The organism is Camelimonas fluminis (genome assembly GCF_014656355.1).
Taxonomy (GTDB): Bacteria; Pseudomonadota; Alphaproteobacteria; order Rhizobiales; family Beijerinckiaceae; genus Camelimonas; species Camelimonas fluminis.
In genome coordinates this window covers 70,902-97,087 of the sequence record NZ_BNCG01000006.1, presented here as the reverse complement: position 1 = coordinate 97,087, position 26,186 = coordinate 70,902, and the positions used below count along the sequence as shown (strand labels likewise).

At 67.9% G+C, this 26,186-nt stretch carries 19 protein-coding genes and 1 tRNA gene; 10 read left to right on the top strand and 10 right to left on the bottom strand.

What is annotated here, in order from left to right; translation table 11 throughout:
* Positions 1–73 precede the first annotated feature (73 nt).
* From IE243_RS09540 to IE243_RS09525, 4 genes are all read right to left on the bottom strand, one after another.
* A complete protein-coding gene (locus tag IE243_RS09540; protein WP_191319116.1) occupies positions 74–229 on the bottom strand; it encodes an aa3-type cytochrome c oxidase subunit IV in 156 nt (51 codons plus the stop codon).
* 133 nt (positions 230–362) lie between these two features.
* Positions 363–1,676 carry an ABC1 kinase family protein gene (locus tag IE243_RS09535; RefSeq protein WP_191319208.1) on the bottom strand — a complete coding sequence of 438 codons (1,314 nt, stop codon included), beginning with the start codon at positions 1,674–1,676 and terminating at the stop codon, positions 363–365.
* A gap of 70 nt (positions 1,677–1,746) precedes the next feature.
* Positions 1,747–2,160 (bottom strand): RidA family protein, encoded by a 414-nt coding sequence (locus tag IE243_RS09530; protein ID WP_191319115.1) that lies wholly within the window; start codon positions 2,158–2,160, stop codon positions 1,747–1,749.
* Positions 2,161–2,301: 141 nt separating this feature from the next.
* Positions 2,302–4,158, bottom strand: coding sequence for a M3 family oligoendopeptidase (locus IE243_RS09525; protein ID WP_191319114.1), 1,857 nt, complete (start codon positions 4,156–4,158; stop codon positions 2,302–2,304).
* Positions 4,159–4,628: 470 nt separating this feature from the next.
* On the opposite strand from IE243_RS09525, the gene IE243_RS09520 reads away from it, so the two are divergent.
* The 3 genes from IE243_RS09520 (at position 4,629) to IE243_RS09510 (ending at position 11,254) form a co-directional block, all read left to right on the top strand.
* Entirely contained in the window at positions 4,629–6,257 is a 1,629-nt protein-coding gene (locus IE243_RS09520; RefSeq protein ID WP_191319113.1) for a sigma 54-interacting transcriptional regulator, read from the top strand.
* Positions 6,258–6,549: 292 nt separating this feature from the next.
* Positions 6,550–9,003: a L,D-transpeptidase family protein gene (locus IE243_RS09515; protein ID WP_244643023.1), complete on the top strand. Its 2,454-nt coding sequence runs from the start codon at positions 6,550–6,552 to the stop codon at positions 9,001–9,003.
* A gap of 439 nt (positions 9,004–9,442) precedes the next feature.
* Positions 9,443–11,254, top strand: coding sequence for a peptidoglycan L,D-endopeptidase MepK (locus tag IE243_RS09510; RefSeq protein WP_191319112.1), 1,812 nt, complete (start codon positions 9,443–9,445; stop codon positions 11,252–11,254).
* 170 nt (positions 11,255–11,424) lie between these two features.
* Here the strand turns inward: IE243_RS09510 and IE243_RS09505 are convergent, their stop codons facing one another.
* Complete coding sequence (locus IE243_RS09505; RefSeq protein WP_244643022.1) at positions 11,425–11,691, bottom strand: DUF2312 domain-containing protein; 267 nt, start codon at positions 11,689–11,691, stop codon at positions 11,425–11,427.
* 677 nt (positions 11,692–12,368) lie between these two features.
* On the opposite strand from IE243_RS09505, the gene IE243_RS09500 reads away from it, so the two are divergent.
* Positions 12,369–12,794 (top strand): DUF1036 domain-containing protein, encoded by a 426-nt coding sequence (locus IE243_RS09500; RefSeq protein WP_191319205.1) that lies wholly within the window; start codon positions 12,369–12,371, stop codon positions 12,792–12,794.
* On the top strand, positions 12,791–14,239 hold the full coding sequence (pyk, locus tag IE243_RS09495) for a pyruvate kinase (RefSeq protein WP_191319111.1): 1,449 nt from the start codon (positions 12,791–12,793) through the stop codon (positions 14,237–14,239). The genes IE243_RS09500 and pyk overlap by 4 nt, the downstream gene beginning before the upstream one ends.
* 267 nt (positions 14,240–14,506) lie before the next feature.
* Here pyk and IE243_RS09490 read toward each other — a convergent pair whose 3' ends face one another.
* The 4 genes from IE243_RS09490 to cpdR form a co-directional block, all read right to left on the bottom strand.
* Positions 14,507–15,136, bottom strand: coding sequence for a tetratricopeptide repeat protein (locus tag IE243_RS09490; RefSeq protein ID WP_244643020.1), 630 nt, complete (start codon positions 15,134–15,136; stop codon positions 14,507–14,509).
* Between the two features lie 195 nt (positions 15,137–15,331).
* On the bottom strand, positions 15,332–15,457 hold the full coding sequence (gene ykgO, locus IE243_RS09485) for a type B 50S ribosomal protein L36 (RefSeq protein WP_132007802.1): 126 nt from the start codon (positions 15,455–15,457) through the stop codon (positions 15,332–15,334).
* A 145-nt stretch (positions 15,458–15,602) separates the two neighbouring features.
* Positions 15,603–15,677 (bottom strand) — tRNA-Val (locus tag IE243_RS09480).
* 226 nt (positions 15,678–15,903) lie between these two features.
* Positions 15,904–16,266, bottom strand: a complete 363-nt coding sequence (cpdR, locus tag IE243_RS09475) for a cell cycle two-component system response regulator CpdR (RefSeq protein ID WP_132007805.1) — start codon at positions 16,264–16,266, stop codon at positions 15,904–15,906.
* Positions 16,267–16,749: 483 nt separating this feature from the next.
* Here cpdR and IE243_RS09470 point away from each other — a divergent pair, with 483 nt between their 5' ends.
* From IE243_RS09470 to IE243_RS09460, 3 genes are all read left to right on the top strand, one after another.
* The gene (locus tag IE243_RS09470) at positions 16,750–17,640 is read left to right on the top strand and encodes an N-formylglutamate amidohydrolase (protein WP_191319110.1); all 891 of its coding nucleotides are present in this window, start codon (positions 16,750–16,752) and stop codon (positions 17,638–17,640) included.
* A gap of 194 nt (positions 17,641–17,834) precedes the next feature.
* Entirely contained in the window at positions 17,835–18,623 is a 789-nt protein-coding gene (gene hisN / locus IE243_RS09465; protein ID WP_191319202.1) for a histidinol-phosphatase, read from the top strand.
* Between the two features lie 61 nt (positions 18,624–18,684).
* Positions 18,685–19,122 carry an HIT family protein gene (locus IE243_RS09460; RefSeq protein WP_191319109.1) on the top strand — a complete coding sequence of 146 codons (438 nt, stop codon included), beginning with the start codon at positions 18,685–18,687 and terminating at the stop codon, positions 19,120–19,122.
* 39 nt (positions 19,123–19,161) lie between these two features.
* Here the strand turns inward: IE243_RS09460 and IE243_RS09455 are convergent, their stop codons facing one another.
* Positions 19,162–20,190 (bottom strand): alpha/beta fold hydrolase, encoded by a 1,029-nt coding sequence (locus IE243_RS09455; protein ID WP_191319108.1) that lies wholly within the window; start codon positions 20,188–20,190, stop codon positions 19,162–19,164.
* Positions 20,191–20,348: 158 nt separating this feature from the next.
* Here IE243_RS09455 and IE243_RS09450 point away from each other — a divergent pair, with 158 nt between their 5' ends.
* Positions 20,349–20,852: an Hsp20 family protein gene (locus IE243_RS09450; RefSeq protein WP_191319107.1), complete on the top strand. Its 504-nt coding sequence runs from the start codon at positions 20,349–20,351 to the stop codon at positions 20,850–20,852.
* A gap of 375 nt (positions 20,853–21,227) precedes the next feature.
* Entirely contained in the window at positions 21,228–26,078 is a 4,851-nt protein-coding gene (gene gltB / locus IE243_RS09445) for a glutamate synthase large subunit (RefSeq protein WP_244643019.1), read from the top strand.
* Positions 26,079–26,186 lie beyond the last annotated feature (108 nt).

Below are 26,186 nucleotides of genomic sequence, written 5' to 3'. Positions count from 1 at the left end.
CGGCTCCGAGAGGAGCCGGGCATTTTTATCAGAAAGGTTCACGCCGCTGCGATAGCGACGAGCCCCCGCGCTTTCAGAGCAGGAACCAGGCCATCAGCACCAGAATGAGAATGATGACGCCGAGGCCCCACTTCGACCCCCTGAGGAAGCCCGCGTAGGTATTCTCATGCGCCGGATAGTCCATGTCCGGATGTCCGCCCGTCGTGACGGCGTTCGAATGGTTCGCCATGTTCCTGGTTTTCCCCGATTGAGAGCGTTTCGTTGTCGTGCGGCCGTCCGCGCGGCGGCGGACGAAAAAACCCAACGTTGATCTAGCCGAAGCGCAGGCTGCTTGCAAATGCCCGCCGCCGCCGGGGATGCGATCAGACGAGTCCCGCCTGCGCCAACGCGGCTCCCTGCCGTTCAGCCAGCCCCCCGGCGGTGAAGCCGGCGATGGTCTCCGCGAACATCTGGTGGAAATTCAGCCGGGCGTCGAGATGCAGAAACACCGCGCCGAGCCCGACCGCCGCCCGGTCCATGAAGACGAATTCGCGTGGAATCCTGAGCGGCCCGAGTCGCCGCAACGCCTGGTGCACCTGAAACGCCTCGCGTCGCCCATAGGCGCCGGGCGCGACGCCATCGGCGATGGTGCGCTCCCGGTCGTCGAGCAGCGGACCATAGATGAACCGCGCCCAGACATTGAGCACCGCGATCACCTCAGCGTTGAGATTGGCGAAGCCCCACGTCTCATAGGCATGGGCGACCTGATCCGGCCGGTCATGCAGCAGGCCTTCGTACAGGGCGACGACGCCGCTGACGAAACGCGGCGAAAACACCCGGACGCAGCCATAATCGAGCAGATTGACGCCCTCCGGCTCGCCGGACGCGCCGGTGAACACGGTGTAATTGCCCGGATGCGGGTCGCCATGGATGACGCCGAACCGGCCGAAGGGCCGCCACCAGGCGGCGAACATGGCCTCGGCCAGCCTGTTGCGAATCGCCTGTGGCTCATCGCGCCGCTCCAGCATCGGCCCACCGTCGAGCCAGGTCAGGGTCAGCAACCGGCCGGTCGACAGCTCCGGCCGGACGCGCGGCGTGCGCACGCCGGCCACGTCAGCGAGCATGTGATTGTAGAGCGCCACATGCTTCGCCTCCCGGAGATAATCCAGCTCTTCCCGCAAACGTTCGGCCAGCTCCACGGCGATGTCGCGGGTGTCGATCGCCGCGCCCATGCGCCGGTGCAGCGCCAGCGCCACGTCGAGCTGCTTCAGATCGGCGGCGACGGCCGATTGCATGTCGGGATATTGCAGTTTGCAAGCCAGAGCCTCGCCGTCGAGGCTGCGGGCCCGGTGCACCTGGCCGAGGGAGGCGGCCGCCGCCGGGCTCAGGTCGAAATCGGCGAAGCGCCCGCGCCAGTCGGCGCCCAGCTCGGCCATCATCCGCCGCCGCACGAAGGCCGGCCCCATGGGCGGGGCCTGCGACTGCAATTTCTGGAACTCCGCCGCATATTCCGGCGGAACCAGATCGGGAATGGCGGCGACCAGTTGCGCCACCTTCATCAGCGGCCCCTTCAGGCCCCCCAGCGCCTCGGCCAGCGCCACGGCCTCAGCGGCCGGATCACCGCCGCGCAGCCGCGCCCCGGCGACGCGCGCCGCCGCGCCGCCAAGCCCGGCGCCCACACGGGCATAGCGCGCCATGCGGGCGCCAAAGCGGTTGCCCTCCCTGTCCTGCTCGCCGCTCACTTTGAACCCTTTCCGCCATCCAGCCTCAGGGCAGCACGGCTTCCGCCTCGATCTCCACGCACGCGGCCGGATCGAGCAGCGCCGTCACCCCGACAATGGTCATGGCCGGGAAATGCCGGCCCAGCGACGCGCCCCATGCCGCGCCAACCGCCGCGCCATGGGCGTTGAAGTCGCCAATCTGCGTCAGATACGCGCGCAGCGAGACGATATGCTCCGCCCTGCCGCCGGCCGCCTCGACCACCGCCACGACATTGGCCAGGGCCTGGGTGAATTGCGCGCCAAAACCGGCGTCCGCCGCGACATGACGCTCGCCTGGCGCCACGCCAGTCTGGCCGGCGACGCGCAGCACGCGTCCACCCGTGGTCACCACGCCCTGGGCGTAACCGCGCGGGCGCGGCCAGCCCTCCGGCAGAATCGCCGTGAATGCGGTATCCGACATGTGTTTCCTCCCATTGTTGCTTTTCTGGCTGACGGCGGCGGGCCTCATTCATGCCCGCGCGGATGCGAACCCATCCGCGCCCCATAGCGACGCCCGACGCGCCCGCCTCGCCCGGTGAGGCGGGGCCATTGGAGCCGGGCGTCAGTCCGGCAGGCTTTCCAGTTCGGCGATGAAGCCCTCGATCATGCCAAGGCCAATCTGCCAGAACGCCGGATCGGCGGCGTTGAGGCCGAAGGGGGCCAGCAGTTCCGAATGGTGCCTGGTGCCGCCGGCCGCCAGCATCTCCAGATAACGTTCGGCGAAGCCTTCGCGGGCGTTCTGGTAGACGCCATAGAGCGAATTCACCAGGCAATCGCCGAACGCATAGGCGTAAACGTAGAACGGCGAATGGATGAAGTGCGGGATGTAGGCCCACCAGACGCCGTAGTCGTCGCCAAGCCGGATCGCCGGGCCGAGGCTCTCCTCTTGCACCTCCAGCCAGAAGGCCGCGAGCTGCTCGCTGGTCAGCTCGCCCTGGCGGCGCGCCTCATGCACCTTGCGCTCGAAGCTGTAGAAGGCGATCTGGCGGACCACCGTATTGATCATGTCCTCGACCTTGGCGGCGAGCATGACCTTGCGCTCCTGCGGCGGCGCGGCGTCGAGCATGCGGCGGAAGGTCAGCATCTCGCCGAACACCGAGGCGGTTTCCGCCAGGGTCAGCGGCGTCGGGGCCATCAGCGCGCCCTGGCGGGCGGCCAGCACCTGGTGCACGCCATGGCCCAGCTCGTGGGCCAGGGTCATCACGTCGCGCGGCTTGCCGAGATAATTCAGCATCACATAGGGATGGGCCGAAGGCACCGTCGGGTGGGCGAAGGCGCCGGGCGCCTTGCCAGGCCGCACCGGCGCGTCAATCCAGTTTTCATCGAAGAAGCGGCGGGCGATGCGCTCCATCTCAGGGGTGAATTCGCCATAGGCCGACAGCACCGTATCGCGCGCCTCATCCCAGCCGATGGTCCGCTGCGCCGCTTTCGGCAGCGGCGCGTTGCGATCCCAATAGTCAAGCTGCTCCTTGCCGAACCAGCGCGCCTTCAGGCGATAATAACGGTGCGACAGGCGCGGATAAGCGTCGCGCACGGCGGCGACCATGGCGTCGACCACCTCACGCTCCACCCGGTTGGCCAGGTGGCGGGCGTCGGCGACGTCGCTGAAGCCGCGCCAGCGGTCAGAGATGTCCTTGTCCTTGGCCAGGGTGTTGGTGATCAGCGTGAAGGTGCGGATATTGTCGGAGAACACCTTGCCCAGCGCCGCTGCGGCGGCCTTGCGCTTTTCAGGGGCGGCGTCCTGAAGCAGGTTCAGGGTCGGCTCGATCGACAGGCTGGCGCCGTCGATCTCGAAGCGCAGCGCCGCGATGGTCTCGTCGAACAGGCGGTTCCAGGCGCTGACGCCAGTCACCGATTTTTCGTGGAACAGCCGCTCGAGGTCGTCGGACAGTTCGTAGGGCTTCTCCTTGCGCATGTCGTCCAGCCACGGGCGCCAGTGCGCCAGTTCCGGGCTGTTGCGCAGACGCCCCCAGGCTGCGTCGTCGAGACGGTTCAGCTCCAGCTGGAAGAACAGCAGATGGGCGCTGGCGGCGGTGGCGCGCTCCTGGGCGTCGCCATAGAACTTGGCGTGGGCCGGCGCGGAGGTGTCGCCGAAATAGATCAGCCCGGCATAGGACATGATGCGGCCAAGCGTTTCGGAAATCGTTTCGAAGGCGCGGATCGCCCTGTCCAGTTCGCCGGGGCCGCTGGCGTCGCCGGCCAGCGTTGCGATGCGCCCGCGCCAGGCGTCGGCGAAGTCGGCGCAACGTCCTTCGATGCTGTCAAAATCGGCCCTGTAAGCGTCCGAATCCATGCCGGGATAGAGCGCCGACAGGTCCCAGCGCGGCAGGTCGCCCAATTCGGACGCCACGCCGGCCCCGGCCTTTTCCGGGCTGCGGGGGGCGGACAACCTGCTCGTCACTGAAACAGCGCGCGACATCAAAACTCTCCAGATCTCTTTGCAAAGCGCGCGGCCAGCGAACCGGCGGCCGCGCCCCTAAAGTGGCGACGCCAACGCCGCGTGGCAATGCGCTGGCGCACGGCGGCGGATCTTTGGCGACCATCTTTGGGGGACATCACCGCTGGAGCGGTCATCTTCGGGCGCCTTCGCGCGCCCGACCCCGGCGCCGGCCAGAGCCATCGAGGCGCCACAGCCGGGCCGGCCATGAATCGCAGCGCGGCATATTCCACCGGCAATCCGGGAAATCTGCCGACAGCGTTAACACGGACTTTACCGTTGTGCGCCAGCATGCCCCGTAACGACACACCTGAGAGCCCGTCGGCAGACCTGCGCCAGCCTTCCCGGCATGGCGAATGACGCGGGCAGAAGGACAGGGCGGATAACCGGCCAGCCTGACCGGAATTTTGCCCGGAGCATGAAAGCGACAGCCGCGAATGGCGATCCCGGTCATGGCGACACAGCCCAGCAACAGCGCGCCTCGCGTCAGCGGCGCACGGTTTTCCGGTGAGTCGGCCAGTCCGGCGCATGACCGGCCTCCGGCGGACGCGCTGACTGACGACGTGGTGCTGGTGGTCTGCGACGGTCAGCCGGACCGGCAGTTGCGCGCCGCGCTCGCCGCATTCGCGGCCCAGGAACGCGTGGTCCTTCGGGTCGCCCCCGGGCTTGCCGCCGTGCAGAACATTCTTGCTGCGCACAATGCTGTCGCCGGACAGACGGACGGCGTCAGGGCGGTGGTCGCCGCCGATGCGGGTGAAGCCGCGTCCGTGCTCGATCTGCTCGAAATCTTGCGGACGCGCGGCGTCAGCGCGCCGCTGTTGGCGCCGCCGCCGCAGGCGCCTCTTGATGCGGCGGTTTTACAGGACGCCGGCGTTGAATTTCTGGCTGGCGTCACGCCCGAGCGGCAGATGCGCAGCCTGCAGGAACGGTTGCAGCACCCCCCTGGCGATGCGCCCGGCGGGCGGCGTGGCGAACGCCGCGCCGAACTGTCGCTGGACGACCTCGCGGCGGCTGGCGAAACCATGGCCCGCGCCGTCGCCCAGGGCCGACGCGCCCTGCGCACCGGCTTGCCGGTGCTGGTGGAAGGCGCGCGGGGCTCCGGAAAGTTCACCCTGATCCGGGCGTTGCACGCCGCCGGCATGCGACGACAGCGCCCGCTGCGCCAGCTCGACGCGCCCATGCTGCGCGCGGGCCTCGACGCCGCGACCATCGCCATGGGCGTCGACGTGGAGCGCGGCCTGATCAACGACGAGGCTGGCGGGTCGCTGTATCTGCGCAACGTCGACCGCTGGCCGACCGCCGCCCAGGCGGAGCTGGCGGAGCTGTTGCGCCGTCGCGGCGCCCGCCACGGCCGCGTCGCCGCCGTGGCGCCGCTGCGCATCTTCGCCGGATCGCGCCAGCCGCTGATCGACCTGGTGCGCGAAGGCCGGTTCCGCGAGGACCTGTATTATCTGCTCTCGGTCGCGCCGCTCACCCTGACGCCGCTGGCCCTGCGGCCGGAGGATATTTCAGCCATGGCCCAAGCCATGTTGGAGCGCCTGCGCGCCGGACGCGCCGCGCCGCTGCAGCGCGAATTGCCGGACGCATTCAGCGACGCCGCGTTGCAGCAACTGCGATCGGAAGACTGGCCAGGCAACGCCAGCCAGTTGCGGGCGCGCGTCCTGCGCGCCGCCCATGCGGCGACTGGCCCAATTATCACTGCGGACCACGTCGCGCCGCTCCGCGCCGCCGGTGAACTGGCCAGCGACGCCGGATTCTGGCTGACGGAAGACATCACGGGCGGCGGCGCTGCCCAGCCGGCGGGCCTGTCCGGCTCTGGCGGCCAGATTCACGACATTCTGGATATTTTTGACGGCCAGGGCGACCTCCGGCCGCTGGCGGAAATCGAGGCCGGCGTCATCCGCTTCGCGGTGCGCCACTATCGCGGCCAGATGTCAGAGGTGTCGCGTCGCCTGGGGATTGGCCGGTCCACGCTCTACCGGAAGCTGAAAGATCTGGACATGATGCCGGAGCGGGACGCGCTGGCGGATTGCGACGCGGCCCGAAGCTGGCCGGAGGGCGCGGCGGCCCAGCGGTCCTGAGCGCATCCGGCAGGGGCGCTGAGGCTCTCTGACGCAATCCTGATTTACTTAATCCCAGGCGAATCAGCGTCAATTCGCCAGACTGAATCAGGTCGCGAGGATGCTGACGCATCCGTGACCTGCCAGGCTCAAGCCAGCGTGACGCATGTCCTGGCAGGACGCGCCTTGCGCCGCTCGGGCTTCATCGAGGCCCGATGAAATCAGACTCATCGGGTTTTGGTGCGAAACATCATCGGGACGGCGCCGGACGTGAGCGGCGCGCAGACACCAAGGTTTGGGGAGCCATGCTGGCATGACGCTGCGTGCTGACAGGTCGATACTGAGCGTTTTTGCCCTCGCCACGGCGCTGGCCGTGAGCGGCGTCGCCGGGGCGCAACCCTATTCCCGCCCCCTGCCCCGGGACGCCGCCCAGGCGTGGTCGCTGGATTCGCAGGATGCGCAGTCCAGCGATGACGATGACGCCAGGGATTGGGGCGGACAGCCCCCCGGGGAACAGGAGCCGCAGGAACAGGAGCCGCAGGAGCAGGAGCCTCAGGAGCAGCCCTCCCAGGAACGGGACCAGGAGCAGGAACAGGAGCCGGCTGAGCAGGAGCCCCGGGGCCAGACGCCGCGGGAGGAACTCCGGCAGGACCACGACGCCCCTGAGGACAGCGCGCCCCGATATGACGGGCGCGGACAGGCTGACCAGCAGTACCGGGCGGCGCCGGAGCATCCCGACGCGCGTCGCGACGATGATGATGGGGACCGGGGGTACGATCAGGAACAGCCCCGCCCGGAGACGCCGGACGGCTCCGACGATGAGGACATGCAGCAAACCCGGCGGACGGACCGGTCGCAGCAGATTATCACGCTTTATCACGAGCCCCTGCCGGCGCCGCCCGCCCCGGCCCAGACACTCCTTGCTCCGCCGCCCTCCACCCTCGCCCCCGCTCCCCACGCGCAGACGCAAGACCAACCCCACGCGGGCGCGCCGCCAGCGGGCGCCAGCGCTGACGTCACGGCTTCGATCAGCCGCGCGCCATCCGCCAGCGCCGCGCACAACGAGGCGGCTTCCACGTCTCCCCTTCCGGGCGAAACGCCCCGCGCCGGAGACGCCATGCGCCCTGCTGTCGCGGCGCCTGCCGGGGGAGCAACTCCCGGCGCGACCGGCGTCAACAGTCCGGCCGCCGACGGGCAAACCGCGTCGCTCCCCAAGGCGTCGCCCTCCAGCGACGGGGCGACGCAAGCCTTCCCCGAGCTGCCGTCGCCGCCCGAAGTCGACGCCAGCGCGATCCAGGCCGATTCCATCCTCCTGCAGGCCCGCGCCCTGCTCGAAACGCCGGCCGCCTTCGCCGGCAGCCGCCTCGACGCCGCCCAACAGGCGGAGCTGCGCAAATTCTATGCGGAGCGCACCGCGCCGCTGTGGATCGAGCACGGCCAGTGGAAGGCCGCCGCCCGCGCCGTGCAGGGCAAGCTGGAGCACGCCTGGGAAGAAGGCATGGAGCCGGCGGACTATCCGGCGGCGGATCTGCCGGCCGTCGCGGCCACGCCGGACGTGCTCGCCGCCGCCGAAATCCGCCAGTCGGTCAATGCGGTGAAATACGCCCGCGACGCCTCGGGCGGCCGCATCGACCTGCCGCGTCTGTCCCGGCTGATCACCCCGAAGCTGGATTTGCCTGGCGCGGCCGCCGTGCTGACCCGTCTGGCAGAGGCTTCGGCCGGGAACGGCGACGTCTCCGCGTTGCTCGGCGACTACAATCCGAAGCATCCCGGCTATCTCGCCCTGCGCGGCAAGCTGATCGAATTGCGCGCGTCCCGTCCGCCGGAGCCGCCCATGGCGCGGGTGCCTGAAGGCCCGGCCCTGCGCATCGGCATGAGCGATCCGCGCGTTTCGCTGGTGCGCAGCCGCCTTGGCCTGACGCCGTCGGAGGACGTGCTCTATGACGGAGCGCTGGCGGCGGCGGTGGCGGAATTCCAGCGCCAGCGCGGCCTGAAGCCCACCGGCGTCCTGACCCGGCAGACCGTGGTGGCCATGGCCGGCGACCGGGTGCCCGCGGCCCAGGACGAGACAGCCCTTGTCGTCAACATGGAGCGCTGGCGCTGGCTGCCGCGGAATCTGGGACCCAGCTACATTTTTGTGAACATTCCGGAGTACCGGATGCGCGTCGTGCGCGACCACCGCCTGTCGCATGAGGCGCGCGTGGTGGTCGGCAAGGCGGAAACGCCGACGCCGGTGTTCTCGGACACGATGCAATACGCCGTGGTCAATCCGTACTGGAACGTTCCGCCCTCGATCCTGAAGAAGGAATTCCTGCCCGGGCTGGCCCGCGACCCGAACTATGCGGCCCGGCGCGGCTATGAGGTGGTGCGCCGGGGCAACAGCATCCACGTGCGCCAGCCACCGGGCGAGCGCAACGCCCTCGGGCACATCAAGTTCATGTTCCCCAACGATCACGCCGTCTATCTGCACGACACGCCGTCACGCGCCCTGTTCGGCCGGGACCGGCGCGCGTTCAGCCATGGTTGCGTGCGGGTCGACGATCCGCTGCGCTTCGCGGAGCTGGTGCTGGGGCCGCAATGGTCGCAGGCGCGAATCAGGAAACTGATCGGTCGCGGCGAGCGAACGGTGCGCCTGCAGGAGCCGCTGCCGATCCATCTCGCCTATTTTACCGCTTCGGTGGATGAGGCCGGCAAGCTGCACGCCCGCGAGGATATTTATGGGCTGGATCGCCGCATGCAGGCGGCCCTCAGCCAGACGCGCCGCTGACCGGATCTGCTGCGCGGCCAGAGCCATGCAGCAGACGGGCGCCAGACGCCCGTTCAGAAATGACACACAGGCGTCACATGGAAAAACGCCGCTCCATCAATTGATTGCCAAAAAATGCATCGCAGGCGCCCAGGTTTATGGCGGGAAACGGCGAAGCAGGCTAACCTCGCATTAAGGCTTCTGGTCGAAAAGTCTGGCGCAGGGATCCGCAATTATGCTGGCGGCTTCCCTGCCCGACGCAAGAACAGCCAGCCGGCCCAGAGGGCTGGTTATATGGGCGGTTATGGCCGGCGCGTGGAGCGCGACGCGCCCACCGGCCATCCATCAGGGGTGAACCAGCTTGTCGTTGCCACGACTCCATTTTCCTTTCCGTCCCGTGGCCCCACGCGCGGCCTGCCTGTCCATCGCTGGCGGCGTCTGGCGACGGATAAGCGGCCTCGTGGACAAGGGCGGGGTCCGGCTGGGTCTCGGCGCCCTCGCACTGGCAGGCGCCACGCTTAGTGGCGCTTCGGAAACGCAGAACGCCATCGCCAACGGCGACACCCGCACGCTCACCCTGTATTACGCCCACACCAAGGAGACGATCTCCGTCACCTTCAAGCGCTTTGGCTCCTATGACCGCGCGGCGCTGAAACAGCTCAACTGGTTCCTGCGCGACTGGCGACGCGAGGAGCCCACCAACATGGACCCGCGCCTGTTCGATCTGGTGTGGGAAGTGCATCGCGAGCTTGGTTCGCGCGAGACGATCCACGTGCTCTCCGCCTATCGCGCGCCCGCCACCAACGCCATGCTGCGGCGGCGCTCCGGCCGGGTCGCCGAGCACAGCCAGCACATGCTCGGCAAGGCGATGGATTTCTACCTTCCTGACGTGCCGGCCGCCCGCATCCGGGCAGCGGCCGTGCGCCTGCAGCGCGGCGGCGTTGGCTACTACCCCTCTTCGTACAACCCGTTCGTTCACCTTGACGTGGGCTCGGTGCGAGCCTGGCCGCGTCTGTCCTACGAGCAACTGGCCAGCATCTTTCCTGACGGCAAGACGGTTCACATTCCGGCGAATGGCCGGCCGATGGCGCGCTATGAGCAGGCGAAGGCCGAGATTCTCGCCCGGGGCGGCTCCGTAGCCGGGGCCACCGCATACGCCGCGCAGGAAAACACATCGAAGAAGGGCTTCTGGGCCAGGCTGTTTGGCGGCGGCTCCGACGAAGGCGAGGACGTCGCCGAGCAGAAGGCGATCGCCGTCGCGCCGCCTTACAAGCCGCGCACCGCGAAGGAAGCCGCCGCCACCGCCCAGCAGGTGGCCTGGGCTGAAGGCAACCAGACAACGGGCGACGCCGGTCTGCTCGGCTTCTTTGGCGGCGGCAAACAGCAGCAGGCCCAGCCGGTCGCCGTGGCGGCCGCGCCGCCGCCGTCCGCCGATCGCCTGCCGCCGCTGGAACCACAGCCGAGCCGCATCGCCGAAATGGCTCCCGTGCCGGCCTCGCGTCCGCAGGACCCCGCCTCGCTGGCCGCCATGCGGCCTGATGACGACGGCCAGCCCGAAGCCAGCCCGCAGATGGGCATCGTGCCGCTGCCGCCGCGTCGTCCGGATGATCCGGAACTCAACATGGCCACCGCGGCGCTCAGCTCCGACGCCGTGGCCGCCAACGCCATCGACGCCGCCATGGCGCCGTTGCCGCCCGTCCGCCCCAGAGGGCTGGGAAGCGCGTCGGCTCCGGGAGCCGGGCCAGGCAACGCGCAGGACGACGCGCCCGAGGCGCCGGCCGTCGCGACGGAGGACGCCGCGCCTGCGGCTGTCGCCTCCGCGCCGCTGCCGCCAGCACGCCCCGCCGACCTTGCCGGCCCCTCGCCTGAAGCGCGCGCCGTGGCCGCCATGACCGCGGGGCGGCGCAAACCGGCCGTGGCTGGCGATGCGCTGGCCTACGCCGCGTCGCCTGAAACGACCTCGGCCCTGTCGCCGTTGCCGCCCCAGCGCCCCATGGAGTTGCGCGGCGCCGCCGTGGCCCCCAAAGCCGAGCGTCCTTCGGGGAAGATCGACAGGAAGCAGCCGGCTGCCCGCAGCGCGCCGGCTGGCGAGAACCGGCGCCCGCCTGAAACGGCCGCCGCCGCTTCCCCGCGCAAACCGGAAAAGGCCGGCGGCAACCTGCCGGATCGCATCGCCAACGCCTACTCTGACGCCACATTCTCCAGCGAGGACAAGGATGACACCGGCGCCGCGTTCGCCCGGGCCTTGCTGGCGCGGCGGAAAGTCGACTGACGGCAGGCGGCGCGACGCCAATTCCGGCAAATGTCATCAGCACAAAAAAAACCCTGGCCGGCCGGCCAGGGTTTTTTTGTGCTTGGCTGGCGCACGCGCCGTTGCCCGGTCGGTGGAGAGCCTTCAGCTCCTGGAACATCGCAGGACGATCGTTCCGGGAGGCTGCGGACTCACGCCATGCCGAGCGCCTGCAGGTAAAGCTCCAGAATGGCTTCCTCTTCCTGGCGCTCCGCCTGGTCTTTCTTGCGGATGCGCAGGATCTGGCGGACGGCCTTGGAGTCGAAGCCCCGCCCCTTCAGCTCGGCGAACACTTCCTTGATATCGCCGGCGATGCCTGCCTTCTCCTCTTCGAGACGCTCGAGACGCTCGATAAACTGCTTCAGCTCGTCTGCGGCGACGCCAGAGTCGGCGACGTCGGCCATGCCGGGATTGCTCATGGGTATCCGGTTTCCTTGTCTGGATGACGGCGCGGAAGGCGCGCGGGCTGGCAGGCCTGACGCCAGGAACGCCGTCGGGCCGGGACCGCGCCCGGCCAGGTGATGACGCGGTTATATACTGCGCCAAATAAATCGAATCCGTTAATCGCGGCGCCCCCGGAAACGGGCGGACGCCAGATGGATATCGCCGCGGCCCACCCGTCCCGGGGGAAGGCTGTCGCCACCACGACCACATCGCGGAAATGCCGGCGCAGTCGCGATCTGCAAAGCCCAAATCAGCATCACGCATGTCCCTTGAGCAATGTCGCGCCGTCCGGGGAGGCGAGAAGTCGCTTCTCCGCCTCCCGTTTCCAAACCCCAATGGCTCCCGGACGCACCGGCTTTTGGGGCGTGGCGTTGCCGTGACGCAACTTCAGTCTGGCCGCGCGGCGCCCCGAAAGGCATGATGCGAGAGGGCGATTCGTCCCGCTGGCGTCGCACGCCCGTTTTCCGGGAGCACGCCAGGCGCCACATATTCGCCGCCGCCCTGGCGCAGTTTGCGCTTTGCCTCCCAGCCTGCGGAGCTTCCGCTCCGGTTGTCATTTCGCCGTCCCTTTTTCCTGTCAGGTTTCAGCGTGGAGCCGTTTGCAATGTCGTCGCCAGGTCTTCCGGCAAAAGCCATTCGCGCGGGCGCCCGCATGGCGCTGTGTCTGGCTATGACGGGGGGAGCGCTGGCGCTGACCTCCGGCGCCGCCCGGGCGGACCTGCGCATGTGCAACATGACGGGCAGCCGCATCGGCGTGGCGCTGGGCTATCGCGACGCCCAGGGATGGATCACCGAAGGGTGGTGGAACCTCGGGGCGAAAGGTTGTGAAACCCTGCTGCGCGGAGCGCTCGCCGCCCGTTTTTATTATATATACGCGGTCGATTATGACCGTGGCGGCGAGTGGTCCGGCAAGGCCTTCATGTGCACCCGTGACCGCGAATTTTCCATTCGCGGCGTCGAGAACTGCCTGGCGCGGGGTTACGACCGCAGCGGCTTCTTCGAGGTGGACACCGGAGAGCAGAAAAGCTGGACCATCCAGCTGACCGACACGCCAAGGACGCCGGAGAATTCCAGATGAGACGTATGCGACGGGTCAAGGTTGTCGCCACATTAGGCCCGGCCTCTTCCACCGCAGGCAGAATTGAAGCGCTGTTCCGCGCCGGCGCGGACATGTTCCGCATCAACATGAGCCACACCTCCCGCGACGCCCTGCGTGAGCGTGTCGACGACATTCGCGCCGTCGAGGCCCGCGTCGGCCGGCCGATCGGCATCCTCGCCGATCTGCAGGGGCCCAAGCTGCGCCTCGGCGTTTTCGCCGGCGACAGGGTCAATCTGGACCGGGGCGCGACCTTCACCCTCGACAACAGCGATGCGCCCGGCAACGTGGACCGGGTGAAGCTGCCTCACCCGGAAATTCTCGACGCCCTCGATGTCGGACACCGTATTCTGGTCGATGACGGCAAGGTCGAGCTCGTGGTCACGGGCGTGAAGCGCACGAAGCAGAAAACCGCTGTCGCCACCACGGTCGTCGTGCCTGGGAGCGTATCCAACCGCAAGGGCGTCAGCCTGCCGGACACCACCATTCCGGTCTCGGCTCTCACCGACAAGGACCGCTCCGATCTCGACGCGGCGCTGGCGTGCGGCGTCGACTGGATCGCCGTGTCGTTCGTGCAGCGTCCCGAGGACGTCGCCGACGTCAAGAAGACGGCCCGCGGCCGCGCCCTGGTGATGGCCAAGATCGAGAAGCCGCAGGCTGTGACCCGCCTCGACGAGATTTTCGAGCTGGCTGACGGCGTCATGGTGGCGCGCGGCGACCTCGGCGTGGAAATGCCGCTGGAACAGGTGCCTGGCATCCAGAAGCAGATCACCCGCATGGGCCGCCGCCTCGGCAAGCCGGTGGTCGTCGCCACGCAGATGCTGGAATCGATGATCAGTTCGCCGGTGCCGACCCGCGCCGAGGTGTCGGACGTGGCCACGGCCGTGTTTGAGGGCGCCGACGCGGTGATGCTGTCGGCGGAGAGCGCCGCCGGCCAGTTCCCGGTCGAGGCGGTGGCGACCATGAACCGCATCGGCGAGCAGGTCGAGAGCGACCCCAATTTCCGCACCATCATCACGGCGCAGCGCACCCAGCCGGAATCCACCGGCGCCGACGCCATCGCCGCCGCCGCCCGCACCATCTCCGAAACGGTCGACATCCGCACCATCGTGGCGTGGACCGCCTCCGGCGCCACCGGCCTGCGCATCGCCCGCGAGCGGCCGCAAACGCCGATGATCGCCCTGACGCCGCGCGAGACCACCGCCCGCCGTCTGGCGGTGGCCTGGGGCGTACATGCGGTGGTGACGGAAGACGCCCATGACGTGGACGACATGACCGGGCGCGCCTGCGCCCTCGCCTGCTCGGAAGGCTTCGCCGCCCCGGCGGACCGTGTCCTGATCGTCGCCGGCGTGCCCTTCGGCTCCCCTGGCGCCACCAACATGCTGCGCATGGCCTTCATCGGCTCCACCGGCAAGGGCGCGGCCTGACGCCAAAATCCATGACCGGACGCCATTGGGGATTGCGGCAGTGGGTTTGGCGCCGTGGGTCTGATGATGGCGTTTTGCGCTCCCCTTGCGGCGGAGCACTGTCCTGCAAGGATATGCGTCGCGCTGGTGTGAGCTTTGCAGATCGCGGGGGGCGTCAGCATGCCGGCGATCTGGCATGAAGCAACGCGCATGAAAGCGGCCGGGCCTCACGGCCTGGGCGCCTTCACAATCCAGTCCGTTCAGGTGATCGTCCCGGTGGCGAACGGGCTACAGGTCGCGCCCGTCCACGTCCGGCGCCATCCGGTCGACGCGCTGCTTCAGTTCCGGCTGGAACGGGTTCAACGCCAGCGACCGGCGCCACGCCTTCAGGGCGTTGCGGCTGTCCTCGTTACGGCTGAAAATCACGCCGAGCGCAGCCAGGGCCTGATAGTGGCGCGGCTCCAGCGTCAGGGCGCGCTGCAGATCGACGGCGGCTCGCTGGTCGTCGCCCAGCAGGGTGAACAGCGCGGCGCGGCGGTTCCACGCCTCGGCCCAGCCCGGGCGCAGCACGATCACCCGGTCCAGCAGCTCCACCGCCAGCGCCTGATCGCCGCCCAGCGTCGCCACCACCGCCCGCCGCATCAGCAGGTCGGCCGTCGGGCTGCCTGAACGCAGCCACTGCTCCTCAATCCGGCGCGCGACGCCCTCGCCCTCTTCTTCGTCAGTGATCTTGCCGAGGCGCTCGAACAGGCGGTCGACCGAATCGCCGCCAGGTTGCGGCGCGGCCTTCTCCTCCTTCACGCCCACGCCTTCCCCAGCCGTTGCCGGGGCAGGCGCTGCTGAGGCAGGGGCGACGCCAGCCAGCAGGACGCAGGCCAGCATGACGGGAAACGCAGGGACGTAGGATCGCAAGGTCATCAGCCGATAATACGCCAGCGCCCCGGAGGCATTCAAGCAACACGGCGGCGCTGCGCCAGCCGGGGAAGTGCGACATTCAGGGACTTGCGATGGTCAGGCGAAAACCTGATCTGCGGAGACAATAAAAAACACCCGCGCAAAGCGCGGGCGTTCTGAAAGCGTATCTGGCGCGCCGGAATGACCGGCCGCGGCCAATCAGCCCTGGCGGGCCTTGTAGCGCTTCTGGGTCTTGTTGATGATGAAGACGCGGCCCTTGCGACGAACGAGCTGGTTGTCGCGATGGCGGCCGAGCAGGGCCTTCAGAGAATTGCGGACCTTCATGTTCCGGTTCCTGTATGGCGCGACGCAACCGCCTCGCCGGTTGGCGCATCTCACAGAAAGCGCCTTGCGCCGCGAACCATGAAACACGTCTGTCTGGGTTCAAAGCCCCGGAGGCCGGTTGCGGCCTCACAGCGCTTTAATGAAATGGTGGGCGCGACAGGGATTGAACCTGTGACCCCTACGATGTCAACGTAGTGCTCTCCCGCTGAGCTACGCGCCCATTTCCGTCGCTGTCTGCCTCAAAACCGAGACCATGACAAGTCATCCGGAAAGGAATTTTTATCACCAGCGATTGGGCTGCCTTGCGACAATTCCGCCTGCTGGAGCCTTGCGGAGCCGGGCGCTCAGCAAGTGAGTGGGCTAATAGCCCCTCCCCGGACCGCTGGCAACACCCCCTGTGTTGATAACTTCACGTCACCAGGGAAAATTTCGCGGCTGGGGAAAATTCACGCCGCGAGCATTTTCTCCACCTCGGCGACCAGATCGCGCAGGTGGAACGGCTTGGAGAGCACCCGGGCGTCGCGCGGAGCCTGTGAGTCCGCGTTCAGCGCCACGGCGGCGAAGCCGGTGATGAACATCACCTTCAGGTCCGGATCGAGCTCGGTGGCGCGGCGCGCCAGCTCGATGCCGTCCATTTCCGGCATGACGATATCCGTCAGCAAAAGTTCAAACGGCTCCTCGCGCAGCCGGTTGTAAGCCGAAAGACCGTTGTCGAATGACGCAACTTCGTAGCCAGCGTTTTCCAGCGCCTTGACCAGGAAGCGACGCATGTCGTTGTCGTCTTCAGCCAGCAGGATCTTGTTCATCATCGGGATCACATGTCGCCCATTGTCTCGCTGCAGTTTTTAACCACGTCGCCGTAAAGAAGCGGTGAATTTTCGCCGCCGCCGCAAAACCGCCCCCTGAACATTCCCTGGAAACACATTCCCTGGAAACGCCGGGACGCGCTGACGCCACCGCCCCAAGGGGGCCGGGCCGGCAATCGCCGTTTCCGCAACCCGGCTGCAGCGACAGGGGGCATCCAGGCCCGGGGGCGACGCCCGGTCGAACCGGAGTTTTGCCTGACCGCTCTGAAACGGCGCGCTTTGCCATGCCGGACGGCGTCAACGGCTCCACCGAATGCTCTATGGACAAGCCGGCGCGACTGGAGTCCACTATAGCTGTCGCAAGACACCGGCGCGACGCAACGCCGCCCAGCCGGACTGGCCGCATCGGCCAGAGGGCCTGGCGGGCCGGCGTCGTCCCTGTTCAAGCCGTTTTCCGGCCCGACCGCCGCTTGCAGGACCTGATGCATGCCCCTTGAAACGGAGCCCGTATTCGATCCCCCGTTCGTGGTCACCGAACCCTTGCTGCAGATCGCGCCGGTGGTGTTCAACGCGCCCCATTCAGGCCGTGACTATCCGCCGGAGTTCATCGCCGCCAGCCAGCTTGACGCACTGGAGTTGCGACGCTCCGAGGACGCTTTCGTCGATCTGCTCGCGGCGCCGGCGGTGTCGCTGGGCGCGCCGCTGTTGCACGCCTGTTTTCCCCGCGCCTTTCTCGATCTGAACCGCGAGCCCTGGGAGCTGGACCCGGAGATGTTCAGCGCCCCGTTGCCGGCGTGGGCGAACACGCGCTCGCCGCGCGTCGCCGGCGGCCTCGGCACGATCCCCAAAGTGGTGGCGGAGGGCCGCTCTATCTGGCGTGAGCGCCTGCCGCCTGAAGCCGCCCTGCACCGCATCGACACCCTGTACAAACCGTATCATCGCGCCCTGCGCCGGCTGCTCGCCCGCACCCAGCGACAGTTCGGCGTCGCGGTGCTGGTCGACTGCCATTCGATGCCGTCCACCAGCACGCCGCGTCGTCTCGGCGGCACGCCGGACATCGTGCTGGGCGACCGCTATGGCTCAAGCTGCGCCCCGGCGATCATGGATTCCCTTGAACAGGGCTTCGCTGACGCCGGTTATCGCGTCACCCGCAACGCGCCCTACGCCGGCGGCTTCATCACCGAGCACTATGGCGCGCCGCTGGCCGGCCGCCACGCGGTGCAGATCGAGATCAACCGGTCGCTCTATATGGATGAGCAGCGCATCGAACCGGGACCTGGCTGGGCCGCTTTCAGCCGCAATCTGCTGGGCGTATTCGCCAGCTTCCTCCCCATGCTCACCGCCAGCCTGCCCACGCAGCGGCTGGCCGCCGAGTAAACGCCCGACATCCAGACGCTGACATCGCAATTTCATCGCCGCTATGGCATGAATGGACGCCGGCGCGCGCAGGCGCGGCCATGGCCTGACTGCCCAGGGCAAGGTCGCCGATGGGGCGGTCGCCAGAACACAGGTTGCATCGCGCTGACGGGCGCGGCGGCCCCACGCTGACGCCGGTGGAGAGAGACAGCATCGTGACGGCCATTGATTTCGCCGCGTTCGTGAACGACCTCGCCGATCTGTCGGCCCGCACCATCGCGCCATTTTTCCGCTCGGCCATGACCATGGAGAACAAGGCCGGTCAGGGAGCCTTCGATCCGGTGACCGAGGCTGATCGCGCCGCCGAGGCGGCCATGCGCGCCCGCATCCGCCAGACGTTTCCGGCCCATGGCATCGAGGGCGAGGAATATGGCGATGAGGGCTCGTCGTCCGAGTACGTCTGGGTGCTTGATCCCATCGACGGCACCTCCGCCTTCATCAGCGGCCTGCCGCTGTGGGGCACGCTGATCGGCCTGAAGCGCAACGGCGCGCCGGTCTATGGCATGATGTGCCAGCCGTTCATTGGCGAGAAGTTCTACGGCGACTGCGGCCAGAGCCGCTATCAGCGCGGCGCCGGAACCCGGGTGATCCGCACCCGCAGTTGCGCTTCCCTGGCGGAGGCAACCCTGTCCTCAACCTCGCCGCACCTGTTCAGCGCCGCTGAAGCGGAGGCTTTCGGCCGGGTGCGCGGCGCCGTGCGCCTCACCCGCTATGGCGCGGACTGCTACGCCTATTGCCTGCTCGCCGCCGGCCATATCGACCTGGTCATCGAAGCGGGCCTGAAGCCGTGCGACATCGCGCCGCTGGTTCCGATCATTCAGGGCGCGGGCGGCGTCGTCACCACCTGGGACGGCCAGCCGGCCACCCAGGGCGGGCAGATCATCGCCGCGGGCGATCCCGCCATCCACGCGGCGGCCATGCGGCTGCTGGCCGGCGCCGCCTGATTGCGGCCGCCGCCTCTCGCCAGGAAAAACGACCAACCAGGAAAAACAGGGGAAACGACCCGTGAGCAACGGCTGCCTTTTCTGCGCCATCACCGCCGGAACCATTCCGGCGCAGATCGTCTGTGAAAGCGAAAACCTCGTCGCCTTCCTCGACATCCAGCCCGTGCGCGAGGGGCACGCGCTGATCGTCCCGCGCCAGCACTACCCATTCTTTGACGACATGCCGCCGGAACTGGCCGCCGAGGTCGTGGCCATGGGGCAGAAGATCGCCCGCGCCCAGAAGGCGCTGTATGGGGTGGCGCGCGCCGGCTTCCTGTTCACGGGCGTCGACGTGCCGCACGTCCACGCCCATGTGGTGCCGATGCACGAGACCACAGACCTGACCTCCCGGCGCTACATCGCCGAGGAAAAGCTGACGTTCCGGCCCACGCCGCGCGCCACCCCGGAAGAGCTGCGCGCCGCCGGCGAAAAGCTGAAAGCCGCGCTTCATCCGGCCTGATCCCGGCCCTCCGGAGCGCAGGCGTCCAGACGCGCCGTCTCAGACCCTGCCGCCATCCACGCCCAGGGGCTGCGGCGCGAATTCGGCGGCGCTCCCCGGAATAAAGGCGTCAAACGCCGCGAAGAAAGCGGCGCGGATGTCATCGCGCTCCATCAGGATCTCGTGTCGCGCCTCCGGCAGCACGATGGCCCGCCCGGTTTTCAGCCGCATCGCCAGCCGCTCGACCGCCGGCGTGGAAACGACGCGATCAGCCCCCGCGGCGACAATCAGCACCGGGGTGGAGATGGCGCGCGTGAAATCCGGCGTCGCCATGTCCGCGATGCAGCGGAAAGCGGCGTTCAGCCAGCCCACGGTGGGATCGCCGACGCCAATGTCCAGCCCGCCTTCACGCGCCGCCGCCAGCAGTGCGGCGTTGCGGGCGTAACGCCCGGCGTCCCCGGTCAGCGGGTTGCCCTCGAACGGCTTCATGGAAACGGACTGGGCGCCGCCGCCTGGAATCCATGCCCGCGCCATCCCGGCCATGCCCAGGGCGCGGGCCAGGCCGCGCGCCGCTCCCGGCGCCATGGGCAGGGCGATGTCGACCATCGGAGCGCTCAACGCCACCCGGGCGAACCGGGTGAAGCCGTGAGCCAGCGCCTGCAGCAGAATGGCGCCGCCCATGGAATGGGCCAGACCAAACAGCGGGCGCGGCCAGTAGTCCGGCACCGCCTGGGCGACAACCGCATCCAGATCGTTCCTGTACAGGCGGAAGTCGGCCACATGGCCTTTCGACCGGTTGGGCAGTTCGCGGTCTGACAGGCCCTGGCCGCGCCAGTCGAACGTCACGACCGCGAAGCCGCGGCGCAGCAGATCCTCAATGGTCTCGGCGTATTTCTCGATAAATTCGGCCCGCCCCTGCATCAGGCAGATCGTGCCCTGGGGAGCCGGCATCCGTTGCGGATCGAGGCGGGCCGGCCAACGGACCCCCCGCAACGTCCTGCCGTCCCGCGTGACGACGCTGAGCGCCTCATGGCCATCAGGCAGGCGATAACCTGCGGTTTCGGCAAAACGCCATCCCTCGGTAGCCATGAAAACGTCGCCCCCAGCGCAGCCATGTTGTCAACGCCACTTGAAATACCGCTATTGGGCGCCGAACTGAAGGGAGCGCAGGCCACACAGGCTGCGCAATACCTGCCTGTCCGCGCTCAATTGAGGCGGGCTGCATGTCGCTCACAGGAGGATATGCCATGCGACACTTCGATCTCTCCCCGCTTTATCGCTCGACCGTTGGCTTTGACGGCGTGTTCAACATGCTCGACAAGCTCGCCGCCGTTGACGGCGCCTCGGGCTACCCACCCTATAATATTGAGCGGACCGGCGAAAACGCCTACCGCATCACCATCGCCGTCGCCGGCTTCACAACCGACGAGCTGTCGCTCGAACTGAAGGAAAACACCCTGACCGTTCGCGGCGAGAAGGCCCCGCCCGCCGAAAACGCCCGTACGGAATTCCTGCATCAGGGGATCGCCGCCCGCGCCTTCGAGCGGAAATTCCAGGTTGCCGACCATGTGCTGGTCACCGGCGCCCGGCTCGACAGCGGCCTGCTTCACGTTGAGCTGGTGCGTGAGATCCCGGAAGCCAAGAAGCCGCGCATGATCCCGATCGCAGCCGCCGGCAGCCCGTCGCGCGACCTCAGCCCCAGCCTGCAGACTGGCGTGGACGCAGACGAAACGCCGCGCGCGGCGCACTGATCCGTCCTTGTGTCTGGTCTGACCGGAGCCTGCCTGGCTCCGGTTGTCGGGCGCCCCCGGTTTCGGGGCGCCTTTTTTGTATTTGCCTGCACAAAACTTGTGCTGACATTCTTGGGGCCACATATCTTGTGTGTAGTCTGGAAATCTGCCAAAGTGCGTTTAGGACAGTGCTACTGTCCATTATCGGGCGCAACAGGCGCTCCCCCCTGGCGAGGCAGATCGGCGAAGCTATGAACGCGGCTGAGCGAAAAAGCCTGGAAACTACCATCCGCACCGAGCGGATCGCTGACGCACGCGTGGCCTGACCGGATCAACGGGCCCGCGAGGAGCGGGCGCAAGGCCAGAGCGACCGACCCTCGATGACTGCCGCCTGCAATGGACATCACCAATGTCCGGCGTGGGACCAATCTGGCGCTGAGCCGCCGCTCGCCGGCGGCGCAAGAGTTTTACGTCGAGGGCCAGCACAACATGCGCGACAATCCAGGCCGTTTCGCCAGCACGAACGATAACGCCAGCCTCCCCGCCGCGGCTGGCCATGCGCGCAGCGTCGACGCCGCCGCGGTGACGACCCGTCGCGTCACGGACCCGGGTTTCCCGGCCCCGGCTGGCCTGTACGACCCCGCCAACGAACACGACAGCTGCGGCGTCGGCTTCGTCGCCAGCATGCACAACCACCGCACGCACGACATCGTGCAGCATGGCCTGTCGATCCTCAAGAATCTGGAGCATCGCGGCGCTGTTGGCGCGGATCCCAAGGCCGGCGACGGCTGTGGACTGCTGCTGCAGATGCCGCATGACTTCTTCGCCGCCGTCTGCCCGCCGCTTGGCGTCCAGCTGCCTGGCCCTGGCGACTACGCCGTCGGTCACTTCTTCATGCCCCGCGACGCCGACGGCAAGAAGGAGATCGAGGCGATCGTCGCCGACAGGGTCGCGGCTGAAGGCCTCGTGCTGCTTGGCTGGCGCGACGTTCCCGTCGACAACTCTGGCCTTGGCTATTCCGTGTTGCCGACCGAGCCGGATCACCGTCAGGTGTTCATTGGCCGCGGCGCCGACATGCAGGCCGGCGAAGCCGGCGCGGACGAATTCGAGCGTCGCCTCTACCTTGTCCGCAAGGTCATTTCCAACGCCATCTACGACCGTCAGGACCCGCGCATGGCCGGCTATTACGCCGTGTGCCTGTCGTCGCGCACCCTGATCTACAAGGGCATGCTGCTCTCCAACCAGCTTGGCGAGTACTACAGCGATCTCAATGATCCGCGCATGACCTCGGCCATCGCGCTGGTGCACCAGCGTTTCGCCACCAACACCTTCCCGACCTGGTCGCTGGCCCACCCCTATCGCATGGTGGCGCACAACGGCGAGATCAACACCGTGCGCGGCAACGTCAACTGGATGGCGGCGCGTCAGGCTTCCGTGTCGTCGCCGCTGTTCGGCGAGGACATCTCGAAGCTGTGGCCGATCTCCTATGAAGGCCAGTCGGACACCGCCTGCTTCGACAACGCGCTCGAGTTCCTGGTGCGCGGCGGCTACTCGCTCGCCCACGCCATGATGATGCTGATCCCCGAGGCCTGGGCGGGCAACCCGCTCATGGACGACGAGCGTCGCGATTTCTACGAGTACCACGCCGCCCTGATGGAGCCGTGGGACGGCCCCGCCGCCATCGCCTTCACCGACGGCCGCCAGATCGGCGCGACGCTGGACCGCAACGGCCTGCGTCCGGCCCGTTATTTTGTCACCCGCGACGGCCTCGTGGTGATGGCCTCCGAAATGGGCGTGCTCACCTTCCCGGAAGAGGACATCGTCGAGAAGTGGCGCCTGCAGCCAGGCCGCATGCTGCTCATCGACCTGGAGAAGGGACGCATCGTCTCCGACGACGAGATCAAGAAGGAGCTGGCGACCATCCACCCCTACCGGGAGTGGCTGGGCCGCACCCAGATCGTGCTCGAGGATCTGCCGCCGGTCGAGGCGCGCGCCGCCCGCGGCGACGTCGCCCTGCTCGATCGCCAGCAGGCGTTCGGCTACACCCAGGAAGACCTGAAGCTGCTGCTCTCCCCCATGGCCGTCACCGGCCAGGAGGCTGTCGGCTCCATGGGCACCGATACGCCGATCGCGCCGCTGTCCGGCCGTCCGCGTCCGCTGTTCAACTACTTCAAGCAGAACTTCGCCCAGGTCACCAACCCGCCGATCGACCCGATCCGCGAGGAGCTGGTGATGAGCCTGGTGTCGTTTATTGGCCCGCGTCCCAACATCCTCGATCATGAGGGCACGGCCCGCCTGAAGCGCCTCGAAGTCCGTCAGCCCGTCCTCACCAACGGCGACCTGGAGAAGATCCGCAACATCGGCGCGGTCGAAGACCAGTTTGACACCAAGACGCTCGACATCACCTACCCGTCCGACAAGGGCGCCGAGGGCATGGAAGAGGCGCTGAAGCGCCTGTGCGAGCGCGCCGAGGACGCGGTGCGCGGCCGCTACAACATTGTCGTGCTCTCCGACCGCCAGGTTGGCCCGGACCGGATTCCGATTCCGTCGCTGCTGGCCACCGCCGCCGTGCACCATCACCTGATCCGCAAGGGCCTGCGCACCTCCGTGGGTCTGGTGGTCGAGACCGGCGAAGCCCGCGAAGTGCACCATTTCGCCTGCCTCGCCGGCTATGGCGCTGAAGCGGTGAACCCGTATCTTGCGTTCGACACCATTCTCGACATGCACGCCCGCGGCGAGTTCCCGGCGGAGGTCGATCGCAAGGAAGCGGTGAAGCGCTTCATCAAGTCGGTGGGCAAGGGTCTGCTCAAGGTCATGTCCAAGATGGGCATCTCGACCTACCAGTCCTATTGCGGCGCGCAGATCTTTGACGGCGTCGGCCTGTCCAGCGAATTCGTCGCCCGGTACTTCACCGGCACCGCGACGCCGATCGAAGGCGTTGGCCTCAGCGAGGTTTCCGAGGAAACCGCCCGCCGCCACCGCGACGCCTTCGGCAACGCGCCAATCTACCTGAGCGCCCTGGACGTGGGCGGCGACTACGCCGTGCGCCTCCGCGGCGAGGCGCACGCATGGGAATCCGACACCGTTCGCGACCTGCAGCACGCGGTGCGCGGCAACTCCCGCGACAAGTACCGGGCCTTCGCCCAGCGCATCAACGAGCAGGGCGAGCGCCTGCTGACCATTCGCGGCCTGTTCGGCATTCGCACCGCCGAGGACGATGGTCGCCAGCCGGTTCCGCTGGATGAGGTGGAGGACGCCGTCAGCATCGTGCGCCGCTTCGCCACCGGCGCCATGTCCTATGGCTCGATCTCGCGGGAGGCGCACACCACCCTCGCCATCGCCATGAACCGGATCGGCGGCAAGTCGAACACCGGCGAGGGCGGCGAGGAGCCGGATCGCTTCCGCCCGCTGGCCAATGGCGACTCCATGCGCTCGGCCATCAAGCAGGTGGCCTCGGGCCGCTTCGGCGTGACCACGGAATATCTGGTCAACGCCGACATGATCCAGATCAAGATGGCCCAGGGCGCCAAGCCCGGCGAGGGCGGCCAGCTTCCCGGCCACAAGGTCGACGCGGTCATCGCCCGCGTGCGCCACTCGACGCCGGGCGTCGGCCTGATCTCGCCGCCGCCGCACCACGACATCTACTCGATCGAGGATCTGGCGCAGCTCATCTACGACCTGAAGAACGTCAACCCGAAGGCTGACGTTTCGGTGAAGCTGGTGTCGGAGATCGGCGTCGGCACGGTCGCCGCCGGCGTCGCCAAGGCGCGCGCCGACCATGTCACCATCTCGGGCTTCGAGGGCGGCACCGGCGCCTCGCCGCTGACCTCCATCAAGCACGCGGGCTCGCCGTGGGAAATCGGCCTCGCCGAAACCCACCAGACCCTGGTGGCCAACAAGCTGCGCAGCCGCATCGTCGTCCAGGTCGACGGCGGCCTGCGCACCGGCCGCGACGTGGTCATCGGCGCGCTGCTCGGCGCGGACGAGTTCGGCTTCGCCACCGCGCCGCTGATCGCCGCCGGCTGCATCATGATGCGCAAGTGCCACCTCAACACCTGCCCGGTTGGCGTCGCCACCCAGGATCCGGTGCTGCGCAAGCGTTTCACTGGCCAGCCCGAGCACGTCATCAACTACTTCTTCTTCGTCGCCGAGGAAGTGCGTGAGCTGATGGCCGCCCTGGGCTACCGCACCTTCGACGAGATGGTCGGCCAGATGCACATGCTCGACCGCCGCCAGGTGGACGCGCACTGGAAGTCGCGCGGCGTGGACTTCAGGAAGCTGTTCCACAAGCCGGAAGCGGATGGTCCGAAGGCCATCTATCACAACGAGTTCCAGGACCATCATCTGGAGGCGGTGCTTGACCGCCGGCTGATCGCCGCCGCCGGACCGGCGCTCGAACGCGGCGAGAACGTCGAGATCGGGATGACCACCTGCAGCGTCGACCGCTCGACCGGAGCCATGCTCTCGGGCGAGGTGGCGCAGCGCTACGGTCACGCCGGCCTGCCGGACGGGACCATCAACATCCGCCTTACCGGCACCGCCGGCCAGGCTTTCGGCGCCTGGCTCGCCGCCGGCGTCACCCTCGACCTCACCGGCGAGGCCAATGACTACGTCGGCAAGGGCCTCTCGGGCGGCCGCGTCATCGTTCGGCCTCCGGCGCACTCGGGCATCGTTCCGGAGAAGTCGATCATCGTCGGCAACACGGTGATGTACGGCGCCATCGCTGGCGAGTGCTACTTCCGCGGCGTGGCCGGCGAGCGCTTCGCCGTGCGCAACTCCGGCGCCATCGCCGTGGTTGAAGGCACGGGCGACCACGGTTGCGAGTACATGACCGGCGGCGTCGTGGTGGTGATTGGCCAGACTGGCCGCAACTTCGCGGCCGGCATGTCAGGCGGCGTCGCCTATGTGCTGGACGAGGCCGGCGACTTCGCCAGCCGCTGCAACCTCTCCATGGTCGACCTCGAACCGGTCACCGAGGAAGAGGAACTGATGGAGAAGCGCCACCAGTCCGGCGATCTGGACTTCAAGGGCCGCATCGACGTGCTGGCCAACATGTCCAGCCAGGACGCGGAGCGCCTGCGTCAGCTCATCGCCGACCACCTGCGCTACACCGGCTCGGCCCGGGCAAAGCAGATCCTCGACAACTGGGCGGATTACCTGCCGAAGTTCGTCAAGGTGATGCCGGTGGAATACCGCCGCGCCCTGCAGGAAATCGAGCAGTCCCAGCGTCCCGTCGCCGCCGAGTAAGGCGCACGGCCCGCCGGGCGGCCCACGGGTCGCCCGGAGCATTTTCGCGGAAAGCGGCCCCGCTTTTCGCAACGAAGATGCGTCAAACCAAAGAGATACTGCATTTCA

Bases quoted from the DNA above. Each gene is read 5' to 3' on its own strand.
- gltB (WP_244643019.1), top strand. From the start codon at position 21,228: ATGGACATCACCAATGTCCGGCGTGGGACCAATCTGGCGCTGAGCCGC.
- IE243_RS09450 (WP_191319107.1), top strand. From the start codon at position 20,349: ATGCGACACTTCGATCTCTCCCCGCTTTATCGCTCGACCGTTGGCTTT.
- IE243_RS09540 (WP_191319116.1), bottom strand. From the start codon at position 229: ATGGCGAACCATTCGAACGCCGTCACGACGGGCGGACATCCGGACATG.
- IE243_RS09515 (WP_244643023.1), top strand. From the start codon at position 6,550: ATGACGCTGCGTGCTGACAGGTCGATACTGAGCGTTTTTGCCCTCGCC.
- IE243_RS09455 (WP_191319108.1), bottom strand. From the start codon at position 20,190: ATGGCTACCGAGGGATGGCGTTTTGCCGAAACCGCAGGTTATCGCCTG.
- IE243_RS09500 (WP_191319205.1), top strand. From the start codon at position 12,369: ATGGCGCTGTGTCTGGCTATGACGGGGGGAGCGCTGGCGCTGACCTCC.
- ykgO (WP_132007802.1), bottom strand. From the start codon at position 15,457: ATGAAGGTCCGCAATTCTCTGAAGGCCCTGCTCGGCCGCCATCGCGAC.
- IE243_RS09520 (WP_191319113.1), top strand. From the start codon at position 4,629: ATGGCGACACAGCCCAGCAACAGCGCGCCTCGCGTCAGCGGCGCACGG.
- cpdR (WP_132007805.1), bottom strand. From the start codon at position 16,266: ATGATGAACAAGATCCTGCTGGCTGAAGACGACAACGACATGCGTCGC.
- pyk (WP_191319111.1), top strand. From the start codon at position 12,791: ATGAGACGTATGCGACGGGTCAAGGTTGTCGCCACATTAGGCCCGGCC.
- IE243_RS09525 (WP_191319114.1), bottom strand. From the start codon at position 4,158: ATGTCGCGCGCTGTTTCAGTGACGAGCAGGTTGTCCGCCCCCCGCAGC.
- IE243_RS09470 (WP_191319110.1), top strand. From the start codon at position 16,750: ATGCCCCTTGAAACGGAGCCCGTATTCGATCCCCCGTTCGTGGTCACC.
- IE243_RS09535 (WP_191319208.1), bottom strand. From the start codon at position 1,676: ATGGCGCGCTATGCCCGTGTGGGCGCCGGGCTTGGCGGCGCGGCGGCG.
- IE243_RS09490 (WP_244643020.1), bottom strand. From the start codon at position 15,136: ATGACCTTGCGATCCTACGTCCCTGCGTTTCCCGTCATGCTGGCCTGC.
- IE243_RS09505 (WP_244643022.1), bottom strand. From the start codon at position 11,691: ATGAGCAATCCCGGCATGGCCGACGTCGCCGACTCTGGCGTCGCCGCA.
- IE243_RS09530 (WP_191319115.1), bottom strand. From the start codon at position 2,160: ATGTCGGATACCGCATTCACGGCGATTCTGCCGGAGGGCTGGCCGCGC.